Origin of the sequence: Parascardovia denticolens DSM 10105 = JCM 12538, from assembly GCF_001042675.1 — a bacterium.
Lineage (GTDB): Bacteria > Actinomycetota > Actinomycetes > Actinomycetales > Bifidobacteriaceae > Scardovia > Scardovia denticolens.
In genome coordinates, this window is record NZ_AP012333.1 from 1105989 (window position 1) to 1128217 (window position 22229).

The window sequence follows — 22229 nt, forward strand, 5'->3', positions numbered from 1 at the left end:
CCCACTTTTCCTTACCCTTGTACTATCGCTACCAGTTTTATAGCCTCTAGGAATTCTTAGAAATCAGAGAGATCCACGGGCTCTGACACTTTCCCAAGCTTGAAATTATGAACCGCCTGATCCATACTCTTAAGACTCTTAGCGGAAACCGAAGCCGGCACCTTCAATTCGCGAGGTTCCAGAATAATGCAGCCATTCTCATACTCTCGGACAAAGTAGTACTGATATTCCGCGCCGCGAAGAGTCATACGCTTCTTGCTATCGATATGTACCTCGTAAGTTTTTACTGCATCCATAGACTAACCTCGTATCAATGTGGAATATCCCACCTTCGAGTATAGACTGAATCCCTAAACTAGTCAATCGAGTTTTTGAATTCATCAAATAAAATGCCCATTCCCCCTCACAAGTTCAAACCTGTCTAAAGAACTTAGTATAAATCTGCCTACAAATGCTCCCCGCCTATTGACGAAGAACCCTGATCCCAAAATACTGAAAGATGATACTAGCCAGTCTATTCCCACTCGATCATTGCGTAGCCCGTTTTGATTGAGTCGATAGGGCAGGTAAGCTGGGATTCACTCCACTCTCCTATCGCGAAAACAGTGTAGTCACCCTGTAGCCAGTGGTGACTACATACTCTGTAGCCACTTGAAGAGAGTATTTTCGCCCAATTGAAGAGTGACGAGTTTGAGGATTTGCTGCCTCCTCGACATCCGAAGCGAACGACCCGCCCAACGAGACCTCATGAACGTGCAACAGGTCGCAGAGCGCCTCAAGCTACTACGCTTTTGACCCACTCGACAAGTGCATCGTAACTTACTGACCGATCTGCAACGCCCAGCACGACTTTGTGGAAAGCCGCGTGGCCGGGCCTGAAATCGACGCCAGACATCCTGAGATAAGCGCCGAGCAAAGCGGCACCTGTCCTCTTGTTGCCATCGAGAAACGGGTGGTCGGATACGATGCCAAAGGCGTATCTGCACGCCTTTTCGATGACACTCGGATACAAGTCCATACCACTGAAGGTTTGAAGTGGTTGCTCCAGCGCGGAATCGAGAAGCCCTTCGTCGCGCAAACCATCAAGCCCTCCGAACCGCTCAATCGTCGCCGCATGGATGGCAAGAACCTCTTTTCTGGAGAAGGCCAGCGTGCTCACTTGGCAAGCTCTTCGAACACGTCAGCATACTCGTCCATAAAGTCGACTGCTACGTCCGTGGCACTATCAACCTTCTGGGCCGGATGAATGACCACCCAGGGCTTGTTGTTCTTCAGGATGGTGACCGGCCTGCGGGTCCGGTTCACTTCTGCCGTCACGCGAGAGAAGTTGTTTTTCGCCTCTGCAAGGCCTATCGTCAGTGTTGCCATTTCTGACCTCCTTTAATATTAGCCAGAATTATAGCCTGCATATAAGACAGCTCAATTGAAGGTTGAGATAATGAATACTTGTACGGCTGAGCACCATTCATCTTCGTGAATCTTGCAGATAAATGGCTTGCAGAATTGCTTGAATAGGAATCGTCGCTCTCGCATTTCCATTGCCGTTTTCAGGGCTCTCGTACGTTCGCCACCTCCCCAAAGGCCTCGGCGGCTTCATCCCGATCAGGGCACTAGTCGCTCGTCACTGTGATTAGATGTGCAGGATGAGACTAAGCGGAAAAGACTAAAACCTTATTCCCACTCAATAGTCGCTGGTGGCTTGGAGGTCACGTCCAGGACAACCCGGTTGATACCTCGGCACTCATTGGTGATCCGGGTGGAAATGGTAGCAAGCACATCGTAGGGGACGCGAGACCAATCAGCGGTCATGGCATCCTCGGAAGAAACAGGTCGCAAGACCACGGGATTGCCATAAGTACGCTCGTCACCCTGAACGCCTACGGAATGGACATCAGCCAGCAAAACGACCGGGCACTGCCAGATATCACGGTCCAAGTCGGCCTTGGTAAGCTCCTCACGAGCGATCGCATCGGCTTCGCGCAACAGATCCAAACGTTCCTTGGTGATTTCGCCAATAATGCGGATGGCAAGACCAGGACCGGGGAAAGGCTGACGCCAGACGATCTCATCAGGCAGGCCCAACTCGGTGCCGATTGCGCGGACCTCGTCCTTGAACAGGGTACGTAAAGGCTCGATCAGGCTGAAATCAAGGTCCGCAGGCAAACCGCCCACGTTATGGTGGCTCTTGATGTTCGCGGTGCCGGAGCCTCCGCCGGACTCGACCACGTCAGGGTAAAGGGTCCCCTGCACCAGGAACTTGACCTCTCCCCCTTCGTTTCCGGCCTGGGCGACGATGTCACGAGCGGCTTTCTCAAAGGTGCGGATGAACTTTTCGCCAATGATCTTGCGCTTGCGCTCCGGCTCGCTGACGCCTTTCAAAGCGCTCAGGAAGTCTTCCGAGGCATCCACGGCCACCAACTTGATTCCCGTCGCCTTGACGAAATCATGCTTGACCTGTTCCACCTCCCCCTTGCGCAGGAAGCCATGATCCACGAAAACGCAGGTCAGCTGCTCACCGATGGCCTTATGGACCAAGGCTGCAGCCACGGCGGAATCCACTCCCCCGGACAGGCCGCAAATCACCTGTTTGTCACCCACTTGCTCGCGAATCCTGGCGACTTGGTCTTCGATGATGCTGGACGGATTCCACTCCCGGGGAATGCCAGCCTCATCGTGCAGGAAACGCTCGAAAACGTCCTGCCCCAGAGGGGTGTGCTTGACCTCCGGATGCCACTGGACCCCGTAAAGTTTGCGGGACTTGTCCTCCATAGCAGCCACAGGTGCGCCTTCCGTATGAGCCAGGACGGTGAAGCCTTCCGGTGCCTTGCGTACGGCCACCCCATGACTCATCCAGGTGCTCTGTTCCTGAGGGGATTGAGCGAGGACGCCTTCGGGGTCGTCGATATAAGTCTCGGTCTTGCCATACTCACCCAAGGCGGCCTGATCCACGTCGCCACCCAGCTCGTTGGCCATCACTTGGAAGCCATAGCAAATGCCCAGAATCGGCACGCCGGAATCGAAGATCTTCTTATCGATGGACGGGGCCCCCGGCTCGTAGACGGAAGCGGGGCCGCCGGACAGGATGATGGCTTGGGGGTCTTTGGCCAGCATGTCGTCGGCGGACATGGAATGCGGCACCAGCTCCGAATAGACGTTGGACTCACGCACCCGACGGGCGATGAGCTGGGCGTATTGGGCGCCGAAATCGACCACTAAGACCGGTCCTTTTGCCATGGAAATCCTCCAGAATCATCCAGAAAGCGGGAAAACAGCAGGCAACATTATCCTGATTCTTGCCGACAAGGGGATTCGAAACCAGCCCTCCTTTTCATCATGCGGTCTTCGGGGGCAAGACTGCTACTATCGAAGGAGTTCCGAGAAGTCCATGATGATTCATAGTGATGATTCGTTGCGACGCTTCACAGATATGACTTGCAGCTATGGCTCACAGCAGGGGAAAGGAAAAGAAATTCCGATGACTGACACGATGATGAAGCCCCAAGGCGAGAACGCGGTCAAGCTTTCCGCCTGGGACAAGGCGACGGCGGCGCTGGAAGGGATTTACGCCAGCAAGACCATCCATCTGGCCCCTGAACCACAAGGCGACCGAAGTGGACTCAGCGAACCGGGCAAGATGGTCTTCCCCGAACAAGCCATCGCCCAAGAGGCTCTGGCGGACCTCTACCAAGGCCAGGAGCCGCAAGCCGAGTCGTCCTTCGCGACCCAGATCGACGACTCAAGCCAGGACTCCCCTTTGAGCGCGGCCATAGCCGGGGATTCCATGACCGTCGCCTGCGGGGTGGAAAGGCAGGACTTGGGCATGATGCCCCGCATAGCCCAGAACCTGGCCGACGCCACCCAACGCGACATCCATTGGGAAGCCCACGGCAAGCTGGGAGCCACCATGCGCCGGGTCCGCTTCCGCGAGCTGCCCGCTTTGAGGGGCAAGCATTACACCCTCCTTTACATTTGCGCGGGGTCGAACGACCTCATGGCCCAGCGCTCCGACAAGGAGTGGAAAGACGACCTGACCGGGGTCCTCGAGGTCGCCCGGGGTCTGGCCGATCACGTGGTCGTCCTCAGCCCCGGCCAGGTATATAAGGTCCCCGCCCTGGGGTGTCACCTGCGCAAAGCCATGCTGGTGGCCAGCGACCGGCAGACGGCGGTGAGCAAGTCGGTCTGCGATGATTTCGGCGTCACTTATGTGGACCTGACCCATGAAGACGTGCATACCGACCTGCCTGATTTTTACGCTTCCGACCACTTTCATCCGGGCAAAGTCGGCTATCAGATCCTGGCTGATTACATCAGCTGGAGGACCCTGCGCACCTTCTGATGAAGAACACGCCGGAAACACCGATTTCCAGTGATTTAAGCGACATTCCGCCTTGCGAATCCCTGCCTTGAAAGTCGAAAGCATCCCGTAACATAATGAGCGATATGGGGATGGAGATTCCGTCTCCTAAGAAAAATAACCGAGTTGCACTGTGATGTGCAAGAAAGTGCAGGAACATCAATGACAAGTCCTGTTATTGGAACCCCATGGAAGAAGCTGGACCACCCGGTATCTGAAGAGGCCCTCGAAGGTGTCGACAAGTACTGGCGCGCTGCCAACTATCTTTCCATCGGTCAGATTTATTTGCGCAGCAATCCCTTGATGAAGGAGCCTTTCACTCGTGAAGATGTCAAGCACCGTCTGGTTGGTCACTGGGGCACTACTCCTGGTCTGAACTTCCTGATGGGCCATATCAACCGCTTGATCGCCGATCATCAGCAGAACACCGTCTTCATCATGGGACCAGGTCATGGTGGACCTGCCGGTACTTCCCAGTCCTATCTCGACGGCACTTACACTGAGTACTATCCGAAGATCACCAAGGATGAAGAAGGCCTGCAGAAGTTCTTCCGTCAGTTCTCCTATCCTGGCGGCATTCCTTCCCACTTCGCTCCTGAGACCCCTGGCTCCATCCACGAAGGCGGCGAGCTGGGTTACGCCCTCTCCCACGCTTTCGGCGCTGTCTTCAACAACCCCAGCCTCTTCGTCCCCGCCGTCGTCGGCGATGGCGAAGCCGAGACCGGCCCTCTGGCCACCGGCTGGCAATCCAACAAGCTCGTGAACCCCCGCACCGATGGCATCGTGCTGCCGATCCTGCACCTCAACGGTTATAAGATCGCCAACCCCACCATCCTGGCCCGTATCTCCGACGAAGAGCTGCATGACTTCTTCCGCGGCATGGGCTACAACCCCTACGAGTTCGTCGCTGGCTTCGATGATGAGGACCACATGTCCATCCATCGTCGTTTCGCCGACCTGCTTGAGACCGTCTTCGATGAGATTTGCGACATCAAGGCCGCCGCTCAGACCAACGATGTGGATCGCCCCTTCTACCCCATGATCATCTTCCGCACCCCCAAGGGTTGGACATGCCCCAAGTTCATCGACGGCAAGAAGACCGAAGGTTCTTGGCGCGCCCATCAGGTGCCGCTGGCTTCCGCCCGCGATACCGAGGCCCACTTCCAGGTCCTCAAGGGCTGGCTCGAGTCCTACAAGCCTGAGGAGCTCTTCGACGAGAAAGGCGCCCTTCGTCCTGAAGTGACCGCTTTCATGCCTGAAGGCGACCTGCGCATCGGCGCCAACCCCAACGCTAACGGTGGCCTCATCCGCAAGGATTTGAAGCTCCCCACCCTCGACGACTACGAGGTCAAGGAAGTCAAGGAATTCGGCCACGGCTGGGGTCAGCTCGAAGCCACCCGTCGTCTGGGCGTTTACACCCGCGACATCATCAAGCTCAACCCTGATGACTTCCGTATCTTCGGACCCGATGAGACCGCCTCCAACCGTCTCGCCGCCGCTTATGAAGTGACCAACAAGCAGTGGGACAACGGTTATCTCTCCGCCCTGGTCGACGAGCACATGGCCGTCACCGGCCAGGTGACCGAGCAGCTGTCCGAGCACCAGATGGAAGGCTTCATCGAAGGCTACGTCCTCACCGGTCGTCACGGCATCTGGAGCTCTTACGAGTCCTTCGTGCATGTGATCGATTCCATGCTCAACCAGCATGCCAAGTGGCTGGAAGCGACCGTTCGCGAGATTCCTTGGCGTAAGCCCATCTCCTCCGTGAACCTGCTGGTCAGCTCTCACGTGTGGCGTCAGGATCACAACGGATTCAGCCACCAAGATCCCGGCGTCGTCTCCGTCCTGCTGAACAAGACCTTCCACAACGATCACGTCATCGGCATTTACTTCGCCACTGACGCCAACATGCTGCTGGCCATCGCTGAGAAGGCTTACAAGTCCACCAACAAGATCAACGCCATCATCGCCGGCAAGCAGCCCGCCGCCACCTGGCTCTCCCTGGACGAAGCTCGCGCTGAGCTCGAAAAGGGCGCCGCCGCCTGGGATTGGGCTTCCACTGCCAAGAGCAACGATGAGGTTCAGGTCGTGCTGGCCGCCGCTGGCGATGTTCCTACTCAGGAAATCATGGCCGCTGCTGACAAGCTCAAGGGTTATGGCATCAAGTTCAAGGTCGTCAACGTCGTTGACCTCCTGAGCCTGCAGACCCCTGCGGAGAACAACGAGGCCATGAGCGACGAGGAGTTCACCGAGCTCTTCACCGCCGACAAGCCTGTCCTCTTCGCTTACCACTCCTATCCTCGCGAGGTCAAGAGCCTGCTCTTCGACCGTCCCGGCCACGAGAACTTCAACATTCACGGCTACAACGAGGAAGGCTCCACCACCACTCCTTACGATATGGTTCGCGTCAACGACATGGATCGTTACGAGCTGACCGCTGAGGCCCTGCGCATGGTGGATGCCGATAAGTACGCGGATGAGATCAAGAAGCTGGAAGACTTCCGTCAGGAAGCGTTCCAGTTCGCCGTGGACAAGGGTTACGATCACCCCGATTACACCGACTGGGTGTGGTCCGGTGTCAAGACCGATAAAGCCGGCGCCGTATCCGCTACCGCAGCGACCGCTGGTGACAACGAGTAGTCTTCCTTCCTGTGACTCCCCTTGGCTCGCAAGAGCCAGGACATGAGTCAGGTTGAGATGAAAATTTCAGCCTCCCACTTCGGTGGGAGGCTTTTTCATTCTTAAAAAGGAAACGAATTCCTTGTGAGAAAGTCAAACTCCTTATTAAACTGAAACCGTTACCGAAACTCAGCGCAAAGGAGCCCCATGAGCTTTCCATCCATCTACCTCGCCAGCCCCGAAGGAGCCAATGGACGCAACGTCGTGGCCAACGGCTTGGCCGCGACCCTGGCCCAGGCGGGGAAGAAACCCGCGATCTTCCACCCAATCACCCATAAACGCGATGCCTTCACCGAAGTCCTCATCAAGACCGCAAGGCTGGAAGAAACCGTTGACGAAGCCCGGGCAGTCTGCCCGAAAAGAGCCATGAGAGACCATGCTTACGCCCGCCAGGAAGTCTCCACCTACTGGGAGACCTTCCAATCACGTCTGAGCGAGCGCGGGGCGGAATCCTGCCTGATCGTCGGCAGGGATAAAAACCCGGCCTTCGACCCTGAAGGATTCGTGCTCGACGCCCAATTATCGGCGGACCTCCAAGCCCCCGTCTTCCTGGCTGTGTGCTGCATCAACCGTCAGCCTGATCAGGTGAGGCGCACCGTTGAAGCCTGCTACCGGCAGATCCTTCAAGCCGGGAACTCGGTCGCCGGGGTCTTCGTGACCGGCTGGAAGCCTGACGAGGCCGAAAAAGGAGCGGGAATCAAACAGGAATTGACCGACCTCTTCTCACAGCTGACCCCCTCACTCCCCTGCTGGCTGATCCCCGCCCATGACTGTTCCACGGCCGACGAAGCCGCCCAGTCCCTGCCCCGCTTCCAAAAGGCCGCCCCTGCGGAGGAGATCCTCGCCGCACTGGATAGGACCGACTTCGCCAAGCCGGTCACCCCCTATGCCTTCCAAGCAAGCTTGGTCGCCCGGGCGAAAAAGGACAAGAGGAGGATCGTCCTGCCTGAAGGCCAGGAAGACCGGATCCTTCAGGCCGCCGATCAGATCCTCTCCCAAGACGCCGTCGACCTGATCATTGTGGGCGAAAAGGAGGAAATCCTCGCTCGAGGCCGGGAACTGGGGTTGACCCATCTTGAAAAAGCGGGCTTCCAATCCCAAAAGGATGAAGACCTCCTGGCCCCGATGGTGGAAAAGCTCTGTCAGCTGCGCGCCAAGAAAGGCATGACCCCGGACAAGGCCCGGCAGACCCTGCAGGATCCCTCTTATTTCGGGACCATGCTGGTGGTCATGGGGATGGCGGACGGCCTGGTCTCAGGATCGGTCAACACCACGGCCAACACCGTGCGACCGGCCCTGCAGCTGATCAAGACCAAGCCGGGGGCCTCTTTGGTCTCCGGAGCCTTCCTCATGTGCCTGCCCGACCATGTGGCGGTTTTCGCCGATTGCGCCATCAACCCCAACCCCGACGCAGGCCAGTTGGCCGACATCGCCATCCAGTCAGCGCAAACGGCCAAGGCTTTCGGCATCGACCCGCGCGTCGGCATGCTCACCTATTCCACCTTGGGATCCGGATCCGGCCCGGACGTGGACATGGTCGCGGAAGCCACCCGTCTGGTCGGCGAAAAAGCCCCTGACCTGCCTGTGGTCGGCCCCATCCAGATGGATGCGGCTTGGTCCCCTCAGGTGGCGGCCACCAAGGCGAAAGGCAACCCCGTCGCCGGCCACGTGAACGTCTTCGTCTTCCCCGACCTGTCCGCGGGGAACATCGGCTACAAGGCCGTCCAGCGCTCTTCGGGCGCCTTGGCCATCGGCCCCGTCCTGCAAGGCTTGAACAAGCCCGTCAACGACCTGTCCCGGGGAGCCACCGTGTCCGACATCGTCAACACTATAGCCCTCACCGCCATCTACGCCGAGGAAAGCTGAAAAACAAAAACCCAAAAAAATCGAAAATCTTGAGCCGAAACCGCACCTGACGCAGTAGCGGCTCAAGAGTATATTGGAGATGTCTGCGTCGGTCAAGCAATAACTCATGGAAGCGATTCGTCTTGCCGACGCATAGCACGAAACGCATATGCCTATAGAGCATCCATAGAGCATACAGAGACAAAAAGGAGCCGTCATGGCTAAAACCGTTCTGGTTATCAATTCTGGTTCAAGCTCCATCAAATATCAGCTGGTGAACTTGGAATCCGGCGAAGCTTTGGCATCTGGCCTGGTCGAGAAGATCGGCGAACCGACGGATGGCGCTTACACCCACAAGTTCGACGGCGAGAAGCATACTTTCACCGAACCCATCAAAGACCATGAACAGGGGCTGAAGAAGGTCCTGGCCTTCTTCGATGAATACGGCCCCAACCTGAAGGACTACGAACTGGTCGCCGTCGGCCACCGCGTGGTCCAAGGCGGGTACATCTTCCCCACCCCGGCTTTGGTGACCCCACAGACCATCCAACAGGTCAAGGACTTGGCCGTCCTGGCTCCCCTGCACAACGGCCCTGAAGCCATCGGCGCCGAAGTCATGACCCGCCTGCTGCCTGACGTTCCTCAGGGCTTCGTCTTCGACAGCTCCTTCTTCTTCCAGCTGCCCAAGGCTTCCAGCACGTACGCCCTCAATAAGGAAGTGGCTGAGAAGTACCACATCCGCCGTTACGGCGCTCACGGCACCAGTCACGAGTATGTGGGCTCGGTCGTGCCCGAAGTCATCGGCAAGCCGGCCGAAGGCCTCAAGCAGATCGTCCTGCACATCGGCAACGGTGCTTCCGCTTCAGCCCAGATTTCCGGCAAGCCGGTGGAGACCTCCATGGGCCTGACCCCTCTGGAAGGCCTGGTCATGGGCGGCCGTACCGGCGACATCGACCCCGCCGTCGTCTTCCACCTGATCCGCAACGCCCACATGGACGTGGACCAGCTGGACACCCTCTTCAACAAGCAGTCCGGCATGATGGGCCTGACCGGTCACGGCGACATGCGTGACGTGGACGCCCTGCGCGCCCAAGGCGATGAGGACGCCGAACTGGCTTTCCAGATTTACGTCCATCGCATCGTCAGCTACATCGGCAATTACACCGCCCAAATGGGTGGCTGCGACGTAATCACCTTCACCGCCGGCGTGGGCGAGAACGACGCCGCCGTGCGCGAAGCCATCTGCGATAAGCTGGCTCCCTTCGGAGTCAAGCTGGACAAGGAGAAGAACGACACGCGTTCCAGCGAACCCCGCGTCATCTCCGCCCCCGACAGCTCCGTGGTCATCGCCGTCGTCCCCACCAACGAAGAGCTGGCCATCGCCCGTAAGGTGGCCAAGCTGGCCGAAGAAGGCGACGCTTACGGCAACAAGTTCGAGCGTTAAGTTTCGTCTTTCGCCCCTTCTTCTTTGAAATCGGGAATCCCCGGTCGAATCGGAAAGATTCGCCGGGGTTTTCCTTATTTAAGCGAGATTTATATATTCATGGCACACGCCGGACGGTATATATCGCCATCAGTGAGATAATGGGAGTATGCAAATTCGACCTGGTTCAACCTATCCTCTCGGCTCCACCTATGATGGCACGGGCGTCAATTTCGCCCTCTTCTCCTCCGTCGCGACGAAAGTCGAACTCTGCCTGTTCGATGACTATGACAAGGAAACCCGCATCAACATCACCGAATGCAACACTTTCATCTGGCACATCTACCTTGTAGGCGTCCAGCCAGGGCAGCGCTACGGGTATCGGGTCTACGGCGACTACGATTCCTCCCGCGGCCTGCGGTGCGACCCTTCCAAGCTCCTGCTCGACCCTTATGCCAAGGCCATCGAAGGCATGATCGATTCCGACGCCAGTCTCTTCTCTTACGACATCAACAATCCGGCTGACCCCACCGCCCGTAACACCGCGGATTCGGCTGACCATACCATGAAATCGGTGGTCATCAACCCCTACTTCGACTGGGGCAATGACCGCCACCCCGAAATCGCCTACAACGACAGCGTCATCTACGAAGCCCACGTCCGCGGCATGACCAACCTGAACACCCAGGTCCCGCCCGAACTGCGTGGCACCTACGCCGGTCTGGCCCATCCCAGCGTCGTCTCCTACCTGAAAGACCTAGGCATCACCGCTCTGGAACTGATGCCTGTCCACCAATTCATCAACGACTCCTTCCTCCAAGCCAAGGGGCTCAACAATTACTGGGGTTACAACACCATCGGCTTCTTCGCCCCCCATAACGCCTACTCCAGCTCTGGCCAGCGCGGCCAGCAGGTGAATGAGTTCAAGACCATGGTCAAGGCCTACCATGACGCCGGCATCGAAATCATCCTGGACGTGGTCTACAACCATACGGCCGAAGGCAACGACATGGGGCCCACCCTGAGTTTCAAAGGCATCGACAACTCATCTTACTACCGCCTGGTAGAAGGCGATGAGAGGCATTATTTCGATACCACCGGCACCGGGAACTCCCTGCTCATGCGGTCCCCCAACACTCTGCAGCTGATCATGGATTCCTTGCGTTACTGGGTGACCGAGATGCATGTGGACGGCTTCCGTTTCGATCTAGCCGCCACCTTGGCCCGCCAGTTCTCCGACGTGGATAAGCTGTCCGCTTTCTTCGACATCATCCACCAAGACCCGGTCATCTCCAACGTCAAGCTGATCGCCGAACCTTGGGACGTGGGCTCAGGCGGTTACCAAGTGGGAGGTTTCCCTCCCCTTTGGTCGGAATGGAACGGCATGTACAGGGACACCGTCCGCGATTTCTGGCGTTCCCAGCCTTCCAAGCTGCCCGAATTCGCCAGCCGTCTGCTGGGCTCGTCCGACCTTTACCGGGCCGATGGTCGCCGCCCCATCGCCTCCATCAACTTCATCACCGCCCACGACGGCTTCACCATGAACGACCTCGTCTCCTACAACGACAAGCACAACGACGCCAACGGGGAAGGCAACCGGGACGGGGATAACAACAACCGTTCCTGGAACTGCGGGGTGGAAGGGCCTACCGACCTGGTCGACGTCAATGAGCTGCGCAGCCAACAGATGCGGAACTTCATGGCGACCATGATGGTCTCCCAAGGCATCCCCATGATCGATGGCGGCGACGAGGTCATGCGCACCCAACAAGGCAATAACAACGCCTACTGCCAGGACAACGCCATCTCCTGGACCCACTGGGATCTGGATGACCGCCAACAGGACCTGCACGACTTCGTCGCCAAGATGGTCCACCTGCGCCTCAACCACCCGGTCCTCCACCGACGTAAGTTCTTCGACCCCAGCTCCGACGACGCTTCCATGCCTCAGGTGGAATGGTTCGACCATACCGGGCAGGTGATGGATCAGAACGACTGGAACAACTACAACGCCCTGACCCTCATGGTCTTCCTCAATGGGCATGGCATCCCAGAGACCAACGATTACGGCGACCCCCTGGTGGACAACAACTTCATCCTCATCTTCAACGCCTACTACGAGCCTCTCATGTTCACCCTTCCTGGCGATGAATACGGCCGCAAGTGGAAGTTGATCGTCGACACCCATGACCAGTACGCCCCCGAACTTTCGTATGAAGGAGGATTCAGCATCATGGCCCAAGGCCGTAGCTTCCTCCTGCTCATGAGCGATGATGGCGAGGACTCGGTCGGTGCCCCGAACCCGGACTCTGCGGCTTCGGATGATTCCAGCAAATCCGCTCCTTCCGCGGAATCCGCTTCTTCGGCGGATGCGGACCAAAACTCAGAGGAAAGCGCATCAGCTGACTCCCTTGCTGAAACCCCTGCAGCGAATGCTCCGGAAGCCACGGCAGAGTCTACTTCAGAGGCTCCCTCAGATTCGGAGACTGACGGCTCGGAAGCTAACGAATCGGAAACGCCGTCCGCATCGGAAGCCGATGCGGCCCCCTCCTCATCCGATGAGTCTTCCTCCCCTGATTCCGACGCTTCCGCGAACCAGTCGGCGGACACGGCGCCGTCCGCTCAGTAGACGCCTTCTTGCCTTCAAGTCTCTTTATACCCTCTGATCGGCATTGATCCAGCGGGCCGGAAACCCAGGCTTCCGGCCCGATTCTTCATCAAATGGCCGGATTGATGCGGGAGGAGGTCTCTTTGGAGGCGTTCTGGTAAAGGTCGGCGAACATCAGCATCTCCGCCTGCATGCGGTCGGACTCCATGGCGGCGATCTGCCGGGAGAAGATGATGAACCAGCCCATGAAAAGGAGAACCGCCAAGGCCTCCACATTCGTCAGAGACGTCCCTCCCATGAACCAGTGGATGCCGGCCACCGCGATGATGACCACGATAAGGTCGGAGACCACATACATGGATTTTGGCAGCTGCGGGGCCAGCCACGGCAGAAGAAACATGAGCAGGGTCAAAGGCAGGGCGATGCCCCGGGCGCAGAGGTTGTGCAGAATGGGGTGCGGGGTGTAGCGGAAGAAGCCTACTCCGGAGAAGCAGAGGGCGGTCAGGAAAAGCAGGACGGACAGGACGAGGATCCGGGCCGCGAAATGCGGATACGGTTGGCTCTCCTCTTCTTTCCCGCCTCCGCCCTGGGTTTGCAGAAGGCCGGGATGGGACAGGGAGAGTCGGTAATGCACGATCAGTTCGGATACGGCGAAATAACTGATGATGATTATGCAGATTCCTCCCAAGATGACCGTGCAGTTGAACAGGGTCGCCCCCAGGGTGGTCCGGTCCCCCAGCTGGGAGAAGTTGTTCCGCCACCAGTTGTGGTCGTCCGAGGACATGCCCGCGGTGGTCACCCCTGAGACCACGAAGAAAGGCAAGAGGGAGGCGATGGTCTTGGCGCTCAGCTCATTGGCCTGGACGAAGGTGATGTATCCGGCAATGGCTGAGAGGCCTCCGGTCAACCAAATCAGGTAAGGGGAGAATTCCGATCCGAAGACGGCTGCGATGATGGTCAGGCTGGCCAAACTGACGAAGAAGATCGTGGACGTATCCACGACGGTCAAAGAGATGATTTCCAGCAGACGGCGGACAGGAATCCACCACCCCTGGTGGGCTTCCCAGGAATGAGAGTGGCGGGCATAGCCGACGATGAAAGAGACCCCGGCGAAAAAGGCGATGAAAATGGCGGCCATCACACGCCGACGACCGGCCACCTGCCAACTGGCTGAAGCATGATCCAGGAAGACCGACATGGACAAGGCAGAAAAGAACATACAAAAGAGCCCAGCCAGCAGACCGCCGGTCTCCGCACGCTGATTATCCCCCATAGGGCCTCATTGTAGCTTGGTGTGTCGTCCAATGGTATACGTTATAGTAGAGAGGTCGTCAGGCAGAGACACGGTTTCTGGATGGCCACTTTCGGGCTGTAGCGCAGCTTGGTAGCGCGCCTGCTTTGGGTGCAGGATGTCGTGGGTTCAAATCCCGCCAGCCCGACTTTCGGTTTTCTTCTTTTTGTTTTTCCTTTTTGATTTTTCGCTTTCCGCTTTTCGCTTCCTGCTTGGTCGTCCTCGGTTCAGATCCTCAAAGTCCACGGGTCCGTATTGAGGTCCGTCAGAATAATCTCCGGCCGCATCGGTTCCCCGAAAGCCTCAGCGATGGCCTGGGGGATGTCGTGGATTCCGTATTGGCTGAGCCAGAGTTTCTCGATGGCCGAATGCGGGGTGTTGATGAAGGCGGGGCGGGCGTAGGAGGACCCGCTCAATCTGGCCTCATATGCGGCCTGTTGCCAAGCATCAGTGACCGGATGATGCCTCAGGTCGGAGGTCACATAGACGTCGGCTCCACAAGCGACCGCTTGATCGATCATGGAATCGCCAGAACCGGGCAAAACGGCCACTTTCCTCACCGGCATGGCCAAGTCCCCGGCGACGGTGATCCCCAGTCGGGTGTCGGGCAGGACCTGGGCCACTTTGCGGGCGAAGGCCTCCAAGGTCACACCAGCGGATGGATCAGCCTCGCAATCGCCGCCCAAACCGGTCTGAGGGACCAACCCGATCCTGCCCAGGCCCACAGGACCGGGAGCCGAAGGATCGTCGATGGAGTCCAAAGGGCCCTGGTCTTTCAGGCCCAACAGTTCCACGAAGGCCTGGGCCTGACCGCGGTAGGCGGAATCAGCGTTGGTATGCCCCACCCAAAGCCCACAATGACCTTCAATCAAGCGATTGACGATATCCCCACGGAAGCCTTGGCCCCCGACGGTATGGGTAGGGCGGAAGAAGAGGGGGTGATGGGTAATCAGAAGATCGGCCCCTTTGACCAAGGCGTCCTCCACCACCTCATAGGTCGGATCGACCGCGCAGTAGATGGTCCTCACCGGCCAGGAGTAATCACCGACGATAAGGCCGGGATGGTCCCAGTCCTCGGCGTAACGAAGAGGATAAAGCTCCTCCAAGATCTGGACCGCCTGCCTGAGATCAAGATTCATCGTCATCATCTGCCTTTCCTATCGAAATCAGTCAATCGATCAACCGATTAATCCGCCAATCAGTTGACCTATCAATCTATCAGTTCATCCATCATTTCAACCGACTTAATCAACCAACCCGGACCGTTCTTCCCGCTATCAGTGGGCGGCCAGCTGCCAATCGGAGCCCACCCCGGTGGATACGTCCAAAGGCACGGCCAGCTTGACCGCATGCTCCATGGCCTCTTTGACCATGGCCGTCACCTGCTCCTGCTCCCCCGGGGCCAGCTCCACCACCAACTCGTCATGAATCTGCAGGATGATGCGGCTTTTGACCCCCGCATCCTTCAAATCCTGATAGGCCTTCTTCATGGCGATCTTCATGATGTCGGCCGCGGATCCCTGGATGGGGGCGTTCAAGGCGGCGCGCTCGGCCGCATCCCGCAGCTGACGGCGGCTGGAACGCAAATCGGGGAAATACCGCCGACGCCCGAACATGGTCTCCGTGTACCCGCGCTTCTTCGCCTGGGCGACCAAGGACTCCAAATAGTCGTGGACTTTGCCGAAGGTGGAAAAATACTTGGCCCGCAGGATATCGGCCTCGGCAGGGGAAATCCCCAGCTGCTGAGCCAGGCCGTAAGTGCTGAGCCCGTAAGCCAGGCCGTAACTCATGGCTTTGATGTGGCTGCGCTGGTCGGAGCTGATCTGGTCGATGGGGATCCCATAGACCAAGGAAGCCACATACTTGTGGAAGTCCGCCCCGGACCTGAAGGCCTCGATCAAGGCTTCATCCCCGGAAAGATGGGCCATCAGACGCAGTTCCACCTGGGAGTAATCGGAGCTGAGCAAAGACTCGAAGCCGTCCGAAGCCACGAAAGCGCCCCGGATCTCCCGGCCCTCCACGTTCCGATTGGGGATGTTCTGCAGGTTCGGATCCGTGGAGCTGAGCCGGCCGGTGGCGGCCACGGTCTGTTCGAAAGTGGTGTGGATCCGGCTATCGCGCACGTCGATCGCGTCGATGAGGGTCTGGACGATCTGCTTGAGTTTGTTGACCTCCCGGTGGCGCAGGAGGGCCCCCAGGAAGGCGTTGGCCCGTTCGTTATGGATGGACCGCATGTAGAGCTCCTGCAGGGCGGCGGCGTTGGTGGTCCGTCCTCCGCTTTTGGTCTTCTTGGTCGGGGTCAGACCCATGTCGTCGAAAAGGACGGCCTGCAGCTGTTTGGGGCTCTGCAGGTTGATCTCCTTGCCCGCTTCCTGCCAAGCGATTTGCTGGGCCTGCTCGGCCTGGGCGGAGAAGGATTCCCTCATCTGCTCCAGCCGGCTTTGGTCCACCCCGGCCCCGGTCATCTCCATAGCGGACAGGACCCGGGAGACGGGAAGCTCGATGGTTTTCAAGAGGTTGATCTGGCCCCGAGAGGCCAGGACCGGATGGAAGAGGTCATGCAGGGCCCTCAGATAAGCGCAATCCAAAGCGCAATCCGTCTCTTCCCGTTCCCTCTCCTCTTGACGGGGATCGGCGGGCTCCGGAGAAGGAGCCGAATTCTCGCCGGTTTCCTCATCCGACTCCAGCCCCAGGTCGAAAGCCCCCTGTTCGCTGGTCTTTTCCTTCGTCTCCCCCACATCCAGATGGAGGAATTTCTGAGCGTAATGCCGCAGGCCATCCACCTTGGCCGTAGCGTCCGGCTGGGCCAGGTAGGCTTCCAGCTTGGTGTCGGCCACGGGCAGGAAATCAGGGCCGCCGAGGGGCTGGCCTTGGTTGCGCAGGTTTGAGGTCAAGTGAAGCCAGCGTTTGAAGTCATGCAGGACTATATGGTCGGACTCCTGGCGCAGCAGCTGGTCGAGGGCCTCGATTAAAAGGTCGCTCCCCTGCCGGTAGAAATCGAAATCGTCATGATGGAGGACCAGGCTGTGGCCTTCGGCGGTCATGATGGTCAGCGACTGCAGCCTGCTGGCCCCCTTCTCCACCCGACCACGGGCGTGCAGAAAGAAAGAGAGGTCATGATCATTCCTCCTCGCCTGGTCAGTCTGCTTTTTCCGCCCCGTCTGCGAGGACGAGGGGGCACGGGTCAAGTCGGTAATCCAATCCGTGGCCGCCGTCAAGCGCTTCTCCCAAGCTTCCTCCCTCTCTTTCTTCGCGGCCCCGAAGACGGGGGCAGGGGGAAGGGGAACCAAATCAGGTTGGATCAGGTCCACATCGGCCGGATTAAGGTCGACCTCTTCCTCGAACCCTTCCGCCTGCCCTGGAAGAAGAGGGGTGGCCTTGGCCGATTCAGCCGGTGAGGAAGGAACGCCGGCCGAGGCCGCCTTCTTGCGACCCGGAGCCGGACCATAGGCCGCAGCGGCCAGCTTCTCATCCGCCCCTTCGGCCACAGCCATGGCGGTGATGATCCTCAATTGGGTGTTCCGCCCGAATTGGAGGCGGCCGAATACATCCTTGACTTCATCCACCTTGGGCTGATGCAATTTGAACTCGTCCAGGCTGACGCCCAAATCCACGTTCCGCACCAAGGCGTTCACCTTCCGGTTGAGCAGGACCTGGTCGATGTTGTCCCTCAGGGCCTGGCCCTTTTTCCCGCCGATTTCGTCGGCGTGCTCCACGATGCCGGCCAGTCCCCCGTATTCCTTGATCCACTTGGCCGCATAACCATCCCCCACTCCGGGGACCCCGGGGATGTTGTCCGCTTGTTCCCCCCGCATGGCGGCCAAATCCGGGTACTGCCCGGGGGTCACTTTGTATTTGGCGAAGACGGCGTCCGGGGTCATATGCTGCAAGTCCTTGAAATGATGGCCCGGATACAGGACGGTGATGGAATCATCCACCAATTGGAAGGCGTCTCGGTCTCCGGAGAGGACGAAGGTCTCGAACCCCGCTTCCTCCCCCATGGTCGCCAAAGTGGCGATGATGTCATCCCCTTCGAACCCCTGCCTTTCCACATACGAGATGTCCAAGGCCTTGAGGACTTCCTGGATGAGGGGGAGCTGGCTCAACAGGTCTTCCGGGGCCGCGTCCCTGGTCCCTTTGTACTGGGGCAGCATCTGATTGCGGAAAGTGCCGCCTTTCACGTCGAAGGCGATGGCCACATGACTAGGTTTCTCATCCCGCAAGACCTGGGCCAACATGGTGGTGAAACCGTAGATGGCATTGGTCGCCTGGCCGTCGGAAGTGCTGAAGCTGTCGGCGGGCAAAGCGAAATAGGCGCGGAAGGCCAAGGAATGCCCGTCGACGACCAGGAGCCGTCGGTCGAAAGTGCTGTCGGAGGAATCGTGAGAGGAAGGGGTTTCAGTCATGGTTCCATTTTAAAGGCCAGTGTCTATCAGTACGGAAGAAAGACACAGAGGGGGAAAAGAGGGCCAAGGAGGACCTAGTCCTGCGCCCCTTCGATCTGCTGGACGACGGCATCGGCCACTTCCATCATGGTCAGACGCCGGTCCATGGAGGTCTTCTGAATCCAGCGGAAGGCCTCCTGCTCGGTCAGCCCCATATGCTGCATGAGCAGGCCCTTGGCCTTATCCACATGCTTGCGGCTCTCCAAACGGTTCTTCAGCTCGTCCACCTGATTGCGCAGCTCCTGGATCTCTTGATCGGCCTCGGCCGAAGTCTGATTGGCGTCGGAGGCGGATCGGGGGATCTCGGAGATCTGGGAGCGCAAGGCCTTCATCTGCTTGAACCGCTCCTGGGCGACGACCAAGGCGGGGAAAAGGCGTTCGGGGACGAAAGGCTTGACCACATAGGCCATGACTCCCGCGTCCACGGCCTCGGCCACCAGATCCTTCTGGGAGAAGGCGGTCAGCATGACGACGGGGGCCAGGAAGTCCTTGTTGATTTCGCGGGCCGCGGTGATGCCATTCATCTCAGGCATTTTGATGTCCATGACCACGATGTCGGGCTTCAATTCGCGGACCTTATCCACCGCTTCCTTGCCGTTGGCGGCTTCGCCTACGACGTCATAGCCGTTCTCCCCCAGGGATTCGACAATATCCAAGCGGTTCAAAGCCTCATCTTCGGCGACGACCACGGTGGGCTTGTGAGCGTTTTCCGATATCTTCTTTGTATTCATGTCCTACCTTCCTTGTGCAAGGACTACAGATGAATCACGACACTCAACAACGCTAAGGCATGCGTTTCAACCTTGAAGCTCTCCCACTGCGCGGCACGCCGACTACTCAGCAAGATCCTTGCCTTGACGTGCCTCGGGTGGGACTCGAACCCACACTGCACGGATTTTGAGGCCGTTTCCTCTACCAATTGGGATACCGAGGCATCGCGCACAAAAACGAACGCTCCGTGCGCAACAGCACCCAATGTACTACATTTGTCGGTCCGACACACCCAAAGTCCGATTTTCCGCCAAGGAATGAAGAGAGGATAAAATGGAATCGTTCTTCGCGCGGACCCCTTGAACCCGCTGCACCGGGCGCGAAAGGGCGAGCGGAGCTGGAATTCACAGTCTTCCAAAGGAGCAGACTATGGCGGAAAAGACATATCGGGAGTTCGATCCCTGGCGCGTGTCCCCCATTCGCGAAGAGAAAAGGGAGCAGGTCTTAAGCACCTACTATTTCGACGTGGACCGGGTCAACCTGAGCAACAAGGAAATCGGCCAGTTCGAGCGTTACATCGTCAGGGAGAACGATGGCGATACGGTCTGCGTCCTGCCCGTCACCGAGAATCAGGAGGTCGTCTTCATCGAGCAATACCGCGTCCCCAACCATTCCTGGACCTTGGAGCTGCCCGCCGGGCATGCCACGGATCCCCATCAGCATCCGGAGGAGATCGCCGAGATGAAGCTGGAGGAAGAGGCCGGTTACCAGGCCAGCGACTTCTCCCAGGTGGTCCGTTTCGTCAACACCCCCAGCTTCTCCACCCAGCACACGGTGATTTACCGGGCCACCGGTCTGACCCGGGTGGAGCGGGGCGACCTCGGCCCGGAGTCCCCTTACTCCAACACCCGCGTGATCCCTTTGGACAAGGCTTATGAGATGGCCTTGAACGGGACCATCGTGGACGCCAAATCCATCATCGGAGTCTTGAACGAATACACCCGTCACCACTGCCACTGAGCCCGGCCACTGACCCCTGATTTGACCTTTGCCCCTGAACCATTCATGATTCCCCAGTCGTCCTGTCGTCCTCGAACGGGCACTCTGACTTCTGGCTGATCTTCTGACTGATTCTCGGAAAGGCCCATGGGACCCCATCAAAGCCCTCCTTCCTCTGATGTAATGTGATACGCATCACAGGAAGGAGGGTTCTTTCATATTTTTCTCTCGCTTCCCGCATATTTTTCCGCCTAGAGTATGACCCCCAGCGTAATCTTGACCCTATGAAGTCGGAACATGGAAAGAGGAAAGCAGCCCCTGGGAAAAAGGCTGGAATCATCGCCTCGATTATCATCCTTGCCCTCCTCGTCGCCTTGGGAGCCGGCGGATACGGTCTGATCGACTATTTCCGGGATCGCGTGGCCCCTGGCGTGAGTCTGGGATCCACCCCAGTGACCGGTCAGGACAAGACCCAAGTGAAAAAGACCATCCGAGCCGTGGCCTCTTCCACCAAGGTGACCATCAAGTCCAACGGCAAGAGCACCACCGCGTCCCTGCAGGACCTGCACGTGACCGTCGATGTGGACAAGACGGCCGACTCCCTCCTTCAAGCCAAACAAGGTAACCCCATCACCAGGCTCAACCCTCAGGAGAAAAGCCAGGTCGGCCTGATCGCCAAGACCGATGAGGTCAGTCTGCAAAGCGACCTCAACAAATATTTCCTCGGGACCGAAAGGGAAGTCCAGCTTCCCACCGTCTCCTACTCGTCCGAAGAAGGCAAGTTCGTGGTCAACGCAGGCAAAAACGGCCAATCGGTGGACCTCTCTTCCGTCAAACCGGCCATCACGGCCGCTCTCAAGAACAAGGCCGGCGGCACCGTTTCGGTCGTCGCCGCCATCAAGACCGACGTCCCCGTCATCTCCGACCAAACCGCCCACGGGGCTGCGGACCAGGCCAACAAGAATCTGATACGCAAGATCACCATCACCAACGGGGCCCATAAATCCTTCACCCTCCCCTCTTCCATCATCGCCCAATGGACCACTTTCACCTCCGACGTCCACAAGAAAACCATGAGCGTCGGTTACAAGACGGGTCAGCTCTCCGACTATCTGGCGAAACAGCTGCCATCGAAGCTGAACGAGGACAAGGTGGACGAGCAGATCGTCGTCAACCCGCATGGGACCGTCATGGGGGTCAAAGTCCATGGCGTGAACGGCCTCGCCGTCAAAGACACCAAGACCACCGCCGCACAGGTCTTTGCCAGTCTCGAGGCCGGCGAAGACGCCCAGCTGACTGCTTCGATGGCTACGGTCAAATACGGGACCAAGCAGACCCTGGTCCGCTACGACATCCCCAACGGGGACCCCTGGATGCTGGTCGACCTGTCCGCCCAAAAGGCCTTCGCCTATAAAGGCACCACCAAGGTGAAGACCTTCAACGTCTCCACCGGTCGCAAGGACCGGGCCACCGATGACGGCGTCTGGTACGTGCACACCAAATACAAGGTCCAGACCATGCGGGGGCCGGGCTATGTCTCCCCCAACGTCAAATGGGTCACTTACTTCTGTGGGGGCGAAGGCTTTCATACGGCCCTGTGGAACCTGGAAGGGATCGCCATGGGACGGCCCTCTTCGCACGGCTGCGTCAACATGACGGAGGCGGATGCGAAATGGGTGTATGATTTTCTCCCTATCGGAGGCATGGTCAAGGTGATTGGTGCCACCCCTGATTCCGCTGTCCGTAAATCTTGAGCTTCCAAGCTCCAGCTGATCACCGGCTGGTTCTTATTATCCCCTGTCTTCCGCTGGGAGACAGGGGATTTTTTATTCCCTCCAGATGCGAGAGGATTCCTGTATAGGAGGCTCTCTATG

The 22229-nt window shown here is 58.3% G+C and carries 15 protein-coding genes and 2 tRNA genes; 8 read left to right on the plus strand and 9 right to left on the minus strand.

Annotated features, from left to right (window positions below):
* Nucleotides 1-56: 56 nt before the first annotated feature.
* The 4 genes from PSDT_RS04655 to guaA all read right to left on the minus strand — a co-directional run bounded on the left by PSDT_RS04655 (nt 57) and on the right by guaA (nt 3234).
* On the minus strand, nt 57-296 hold the full coding sequence (locus tag PSDT_RS04655) for a hypothetical protein (protein WP_006289095.1): 240 nt from the start codon (nt 294-296) through the stop codon (nt 57-59).
* 479 nt (nt 297-775) lie between these two features.
* Entirely contained in the window at nt 776-1159 is a 384-nt protein-coding gene (locus PSDT_RS04660; protein ID WP_006290354.1) for a type II toxin-antitoxin system death-on-curing family toxin, read from the minus strand.
* The gene (locus tag PSDT_RS04665; protein WP_006289093.1) at nt 1156-1368 is read right to left on the minus strand and encodes a type II toxin-antitoxin system Phd/YefM family antitoxin; all 213 of its coding nucleotides are present in this window, start codon (nt 1366-1368) and stop codon (nt 1156-1158) included. Before PSDT_RS04665 ends, PSDT_RS04660 begins: the two co-directional genes overlap by 4 nt.
* Nucleotides 1369-1671: 303 nt before the next feature.
* Nucleotides 1672-3234: a glutamine-hydrolyzing GMP synthase gene (guaA, locus tag PSDT_RS04670; protein WP_006289092.1), complete on the minus strand. Its 1563-nt coding sequence runs from the start codon at nt 3232-3234 to the stop codon at nt 1672-1674.
* A gap of 241 nt (nt 3235-3475) precedes the next feature.
* Between guaA and PSDT_RS04675 the strand changes: the two genes are divergently transcribed.
* The 5 genes from PSDT_RS04675 to glgX all read left to right on the plus strand — a co-directional run bounded on the left by PSDT_RS04675 (nt 3476) and on the right by glgX (nt 12930).
* Nucleotides 3476-4336 (plus strand): SGNH/GDSL hydrolase family protein, encoded by an 861-nt coding sequence (locus tag PSDT_RS04675; RefSeq protein WP_036737404.1) that lies wholly within the window; start codon nt 3476-3478, stop codon nt 4334-4336.
* A 180-nt stretch (nt 4337-4516) separates the two neighbouring features.
* The gene (locus PSDT_RS04680) at nt 4517-6994 is read left to right on the plus strand and encodes a phosphoketolase (protein ID WP_006289090.1); all 2478 of its coding nucleotides are present in this window, start codon (nt 4517-4519) and stop codon (nt 6992-6994) included.
* A 186-nt stretch (nt 6995-7180) separates the two neighbouring features.
* Nucleotides 7181-8899, plus strand: a complete 1719-nt coding sequence (gene pta, locus PSDT_RS04685; protein ID WP_006289089.1) for a phosphate acetyltransferase — start codon at nt 7181-7183, stop codon at nt 8897-8899.
* Nucleotides 8900-9095: 196 nt separating this feature from the next.
* The gene (locus tag PSDT_RS04690; RefSeq protein ID WP_006289087.1) at nt 9096-10322 is read left to right on the plus strand and encodes an acetate/propionate family kinase; all 1227 of its coding nucleotides are present in this window, start codon (nt 9096-9098) and stop codon (nt 10320-10322) included.
* Nucleotides 10323-10470: 148 nt separating this feature from the next.
* Nucleotides 10471-12930, plus strand: a complete 2460-nt coding sequence (gene glgX / locus PSDT_RS04695) for a glycogen debranching protein GlgX (RefSeq protein WP_006289086.1) — start codon at nt 10471-10473, stop codon at nt 12928-12930.
* Nucleotides 12931-13018: 88 nt separating this feature from the next.
* Here glgX and PSDT_RS04700 read toward each other — a convergent pair whose 3' ends face one another.
* Nucleotides 13019-14182 (minus strand): hypothetical protein, encoded by a 1164-nt coding sequence (locus tag PSDT_RS04700; protein WP_006289085.1) that lies wholly within the window; start codon nt 14180-14182, stop codon nt 13019-13021.
* A 92-nt stretch (nt 14183-14274) separates the two neighbouring features.
* Here PSDT_RS04700 and PSDT_RS04705 point away from each other — a divergent pair.
* Nucleotides 14275-14348, plus strand: a tRNA-Pro gene (locus PSDT_RS04705).
* 79 nt (nt 14349-14427) lie between these two features.
* On the opposite strand, the gene PSDT_RS04710 is transcribed toward PSDT_RS04705, so the two are convergent.
* The 4 genes from PSDT_RS04710 to PSDT_RS04725 form a co-directional block, all read right to left on the minus strand.
* Nucleotides 14428-15348: a Nif3-like dinuclear metal center hexameric protein gene (locus PSDT_RS04710; protein ID WP_006290352.1), complete on the minus strand. Its 921-nt coding sequence runs from the start codon at nt 15346-15348 to the stop codon at nt 14428-14430.
* Between the two features lie 129 nt (nt 15349-15477).
* A complete protein-coding gene (polA, locus tag PSDT_RS04715; protein WP_006289083.1) occupies nt 15478-18606 on the minus strand; it encodes a DNA polymerase I in 3129 nt (1042 codons plus the stop codon).
* A 74-nt stretch (nt 18607-18680) separates the two neighbouring features.
* Nucleotides 18681-19376, minus strand: a complete 696-nt coding sequence (locus tag PSDT_RS04720) for an ANTAR domain-containing response regulator (RefSeq protein ID WP_006289082.1) — start codon at nt 19374-19376, stop codon at nt 18681-18683.
* Nucleotides 19377-19505: 129 nt separating this feature from the next.
* Nucleotides 19506-19579: transfer RNA gene (locus PSDT_RS04725), tRNA-Leu, on the minus strand.
* A 206-nt stretch (nt 19580-19785) separates the two neighbouring features.
* Here PSDT_RS04725 and PSDT_RS04730 point away from each other — a divergent pair.
* Together PSDT_RS04730 and PSDT_RS04735 are read left to right on the plus strand one after the other, a co-directional pair.
* Entirely contained in the window at nt 19786-20376 is a 591-nt protein-coding gene (locus PSDT_RS04730; protein WP_006289081.1) for an NUDIX domain-containing protein, read from the plus strand.
* A gap of 263 nt (nt 20377-20639) precedes the next feature.
* Nucleotides 20640-22109, plus strand: coding sequence for a L,D-transpeptidase (locus PSDT_RS04735; protein WP_006290350.1), 1470 nt, complete (start codon nt 20640-20642; stop codon nt 22107-22109).
* Nucleotides 22110-22229 lie beyond the last annotated feature (120 nt).

What these genes read in the sequence shown, in the direction of transcription:
- PSDT_RS04655 (WP_006289095.1), bottom strand. Translation starts at nt 296, where the DNA reads ATGGATGCAGTAAAAACTTACGAGGTACATATCGATAGCAAGAAGCGT.
- PSDT_RS04665 (WP_006289093.1), bottom strand. Translation starts at nt 1,368, where the DNA reads ATGGCAACACTGACGATAGGCCTTGCAGAGGCGAAAAACAACTTCTCT.
- guaA (WP_006289092.1), bottom strand. Translation starts at nt 3,234, where the DNA reads ATGGCAAAAGGACCGGTCTTAGTGGTCGATTTCGGCGCCCAATACGCC.
- PSDT_RS04675 (WP_036737404.1), top strand. Translation starts at nt 3,476, where the DNA reads ATGACTGACACGATGATGAAGCCCCAAGGCGAGAACGCGGTCAAGCTT.
- PSDT_RS04680 (WP_006289090.1), top strand. Translation starts at nt 4,517, where the DNA reads ATGACAAGTCCTGTTATTGGAACCCCATGGAAGAAGCTGGACCACCCG.
- pta (WP_006289089.1), top strand. Translation starts at nt 7,181, where the DNA reads ATGAGCTTTCCATCCATCTACCTCGCCAGCCCCGAAGGAGCCAATGGA.
- PSDT_RS04690 (WP_006289087.1), top strand. Translation starts at nt 9,096, where the DNA reads ATGGCTAAAACCGTTCTGGTTATCAATTCTGGTTCAAGCTCCATCAAA.
- glgX (WP_006289086.1), top strand. Translation starts at nt 10,471, where the DNA reads ATGCAAATTCGACCTGGTTCAACCTATCCTCTCGGCTCCACCTATGAT.
- PSDT_RS04700 (WP_006289085.1), bottom strand. Translation starts at nt 14,182, where the DNA reads ATGGGGGATAATCAGCGTGCGGAGACCGGCGGTCTGCTGGCTGGGCTC.
- PSDT_RS04710 (WP_006290352.1), bottom strand. Translation starts at nt 15,348, where the DNA reads ATGATGACGATGAATCTTGATCTCAGGCAGGCGGTCCAGATCTTGGAG.
- polA (WP_006289083.1), bottom strand. Translation starts at nt 18,606, where the DNA reads ATGACTGAAACCCCTTCCTCTCACGATTCCTCCGACAGCACTTTCGAC.
- PSDT_RS04720 (WP_006289082.1), bottom strand. Translation starts at nt 19,376, where the DNA reads ATGAATACAAAGAAGATATCGGAAAACGCTCACAAGCCCACCGTGGTC.
- PSDT_RS04730 (WP_006289081.1), top strand. Translation starts at nt 19,786, where the DNA reads ATGGCGGAAAAGACATATCGGGAGTTCGATCCCTGGCGCGTGTCCCCC.
- PSDT_RS04735 (WP_006290350.1), top strand. Translation starts at nt 20,640, where the DNA reads ATGAAGTCGGAACATGGAAAGAGGAAAGCAGCCCCTGGGAAAAAGGCT.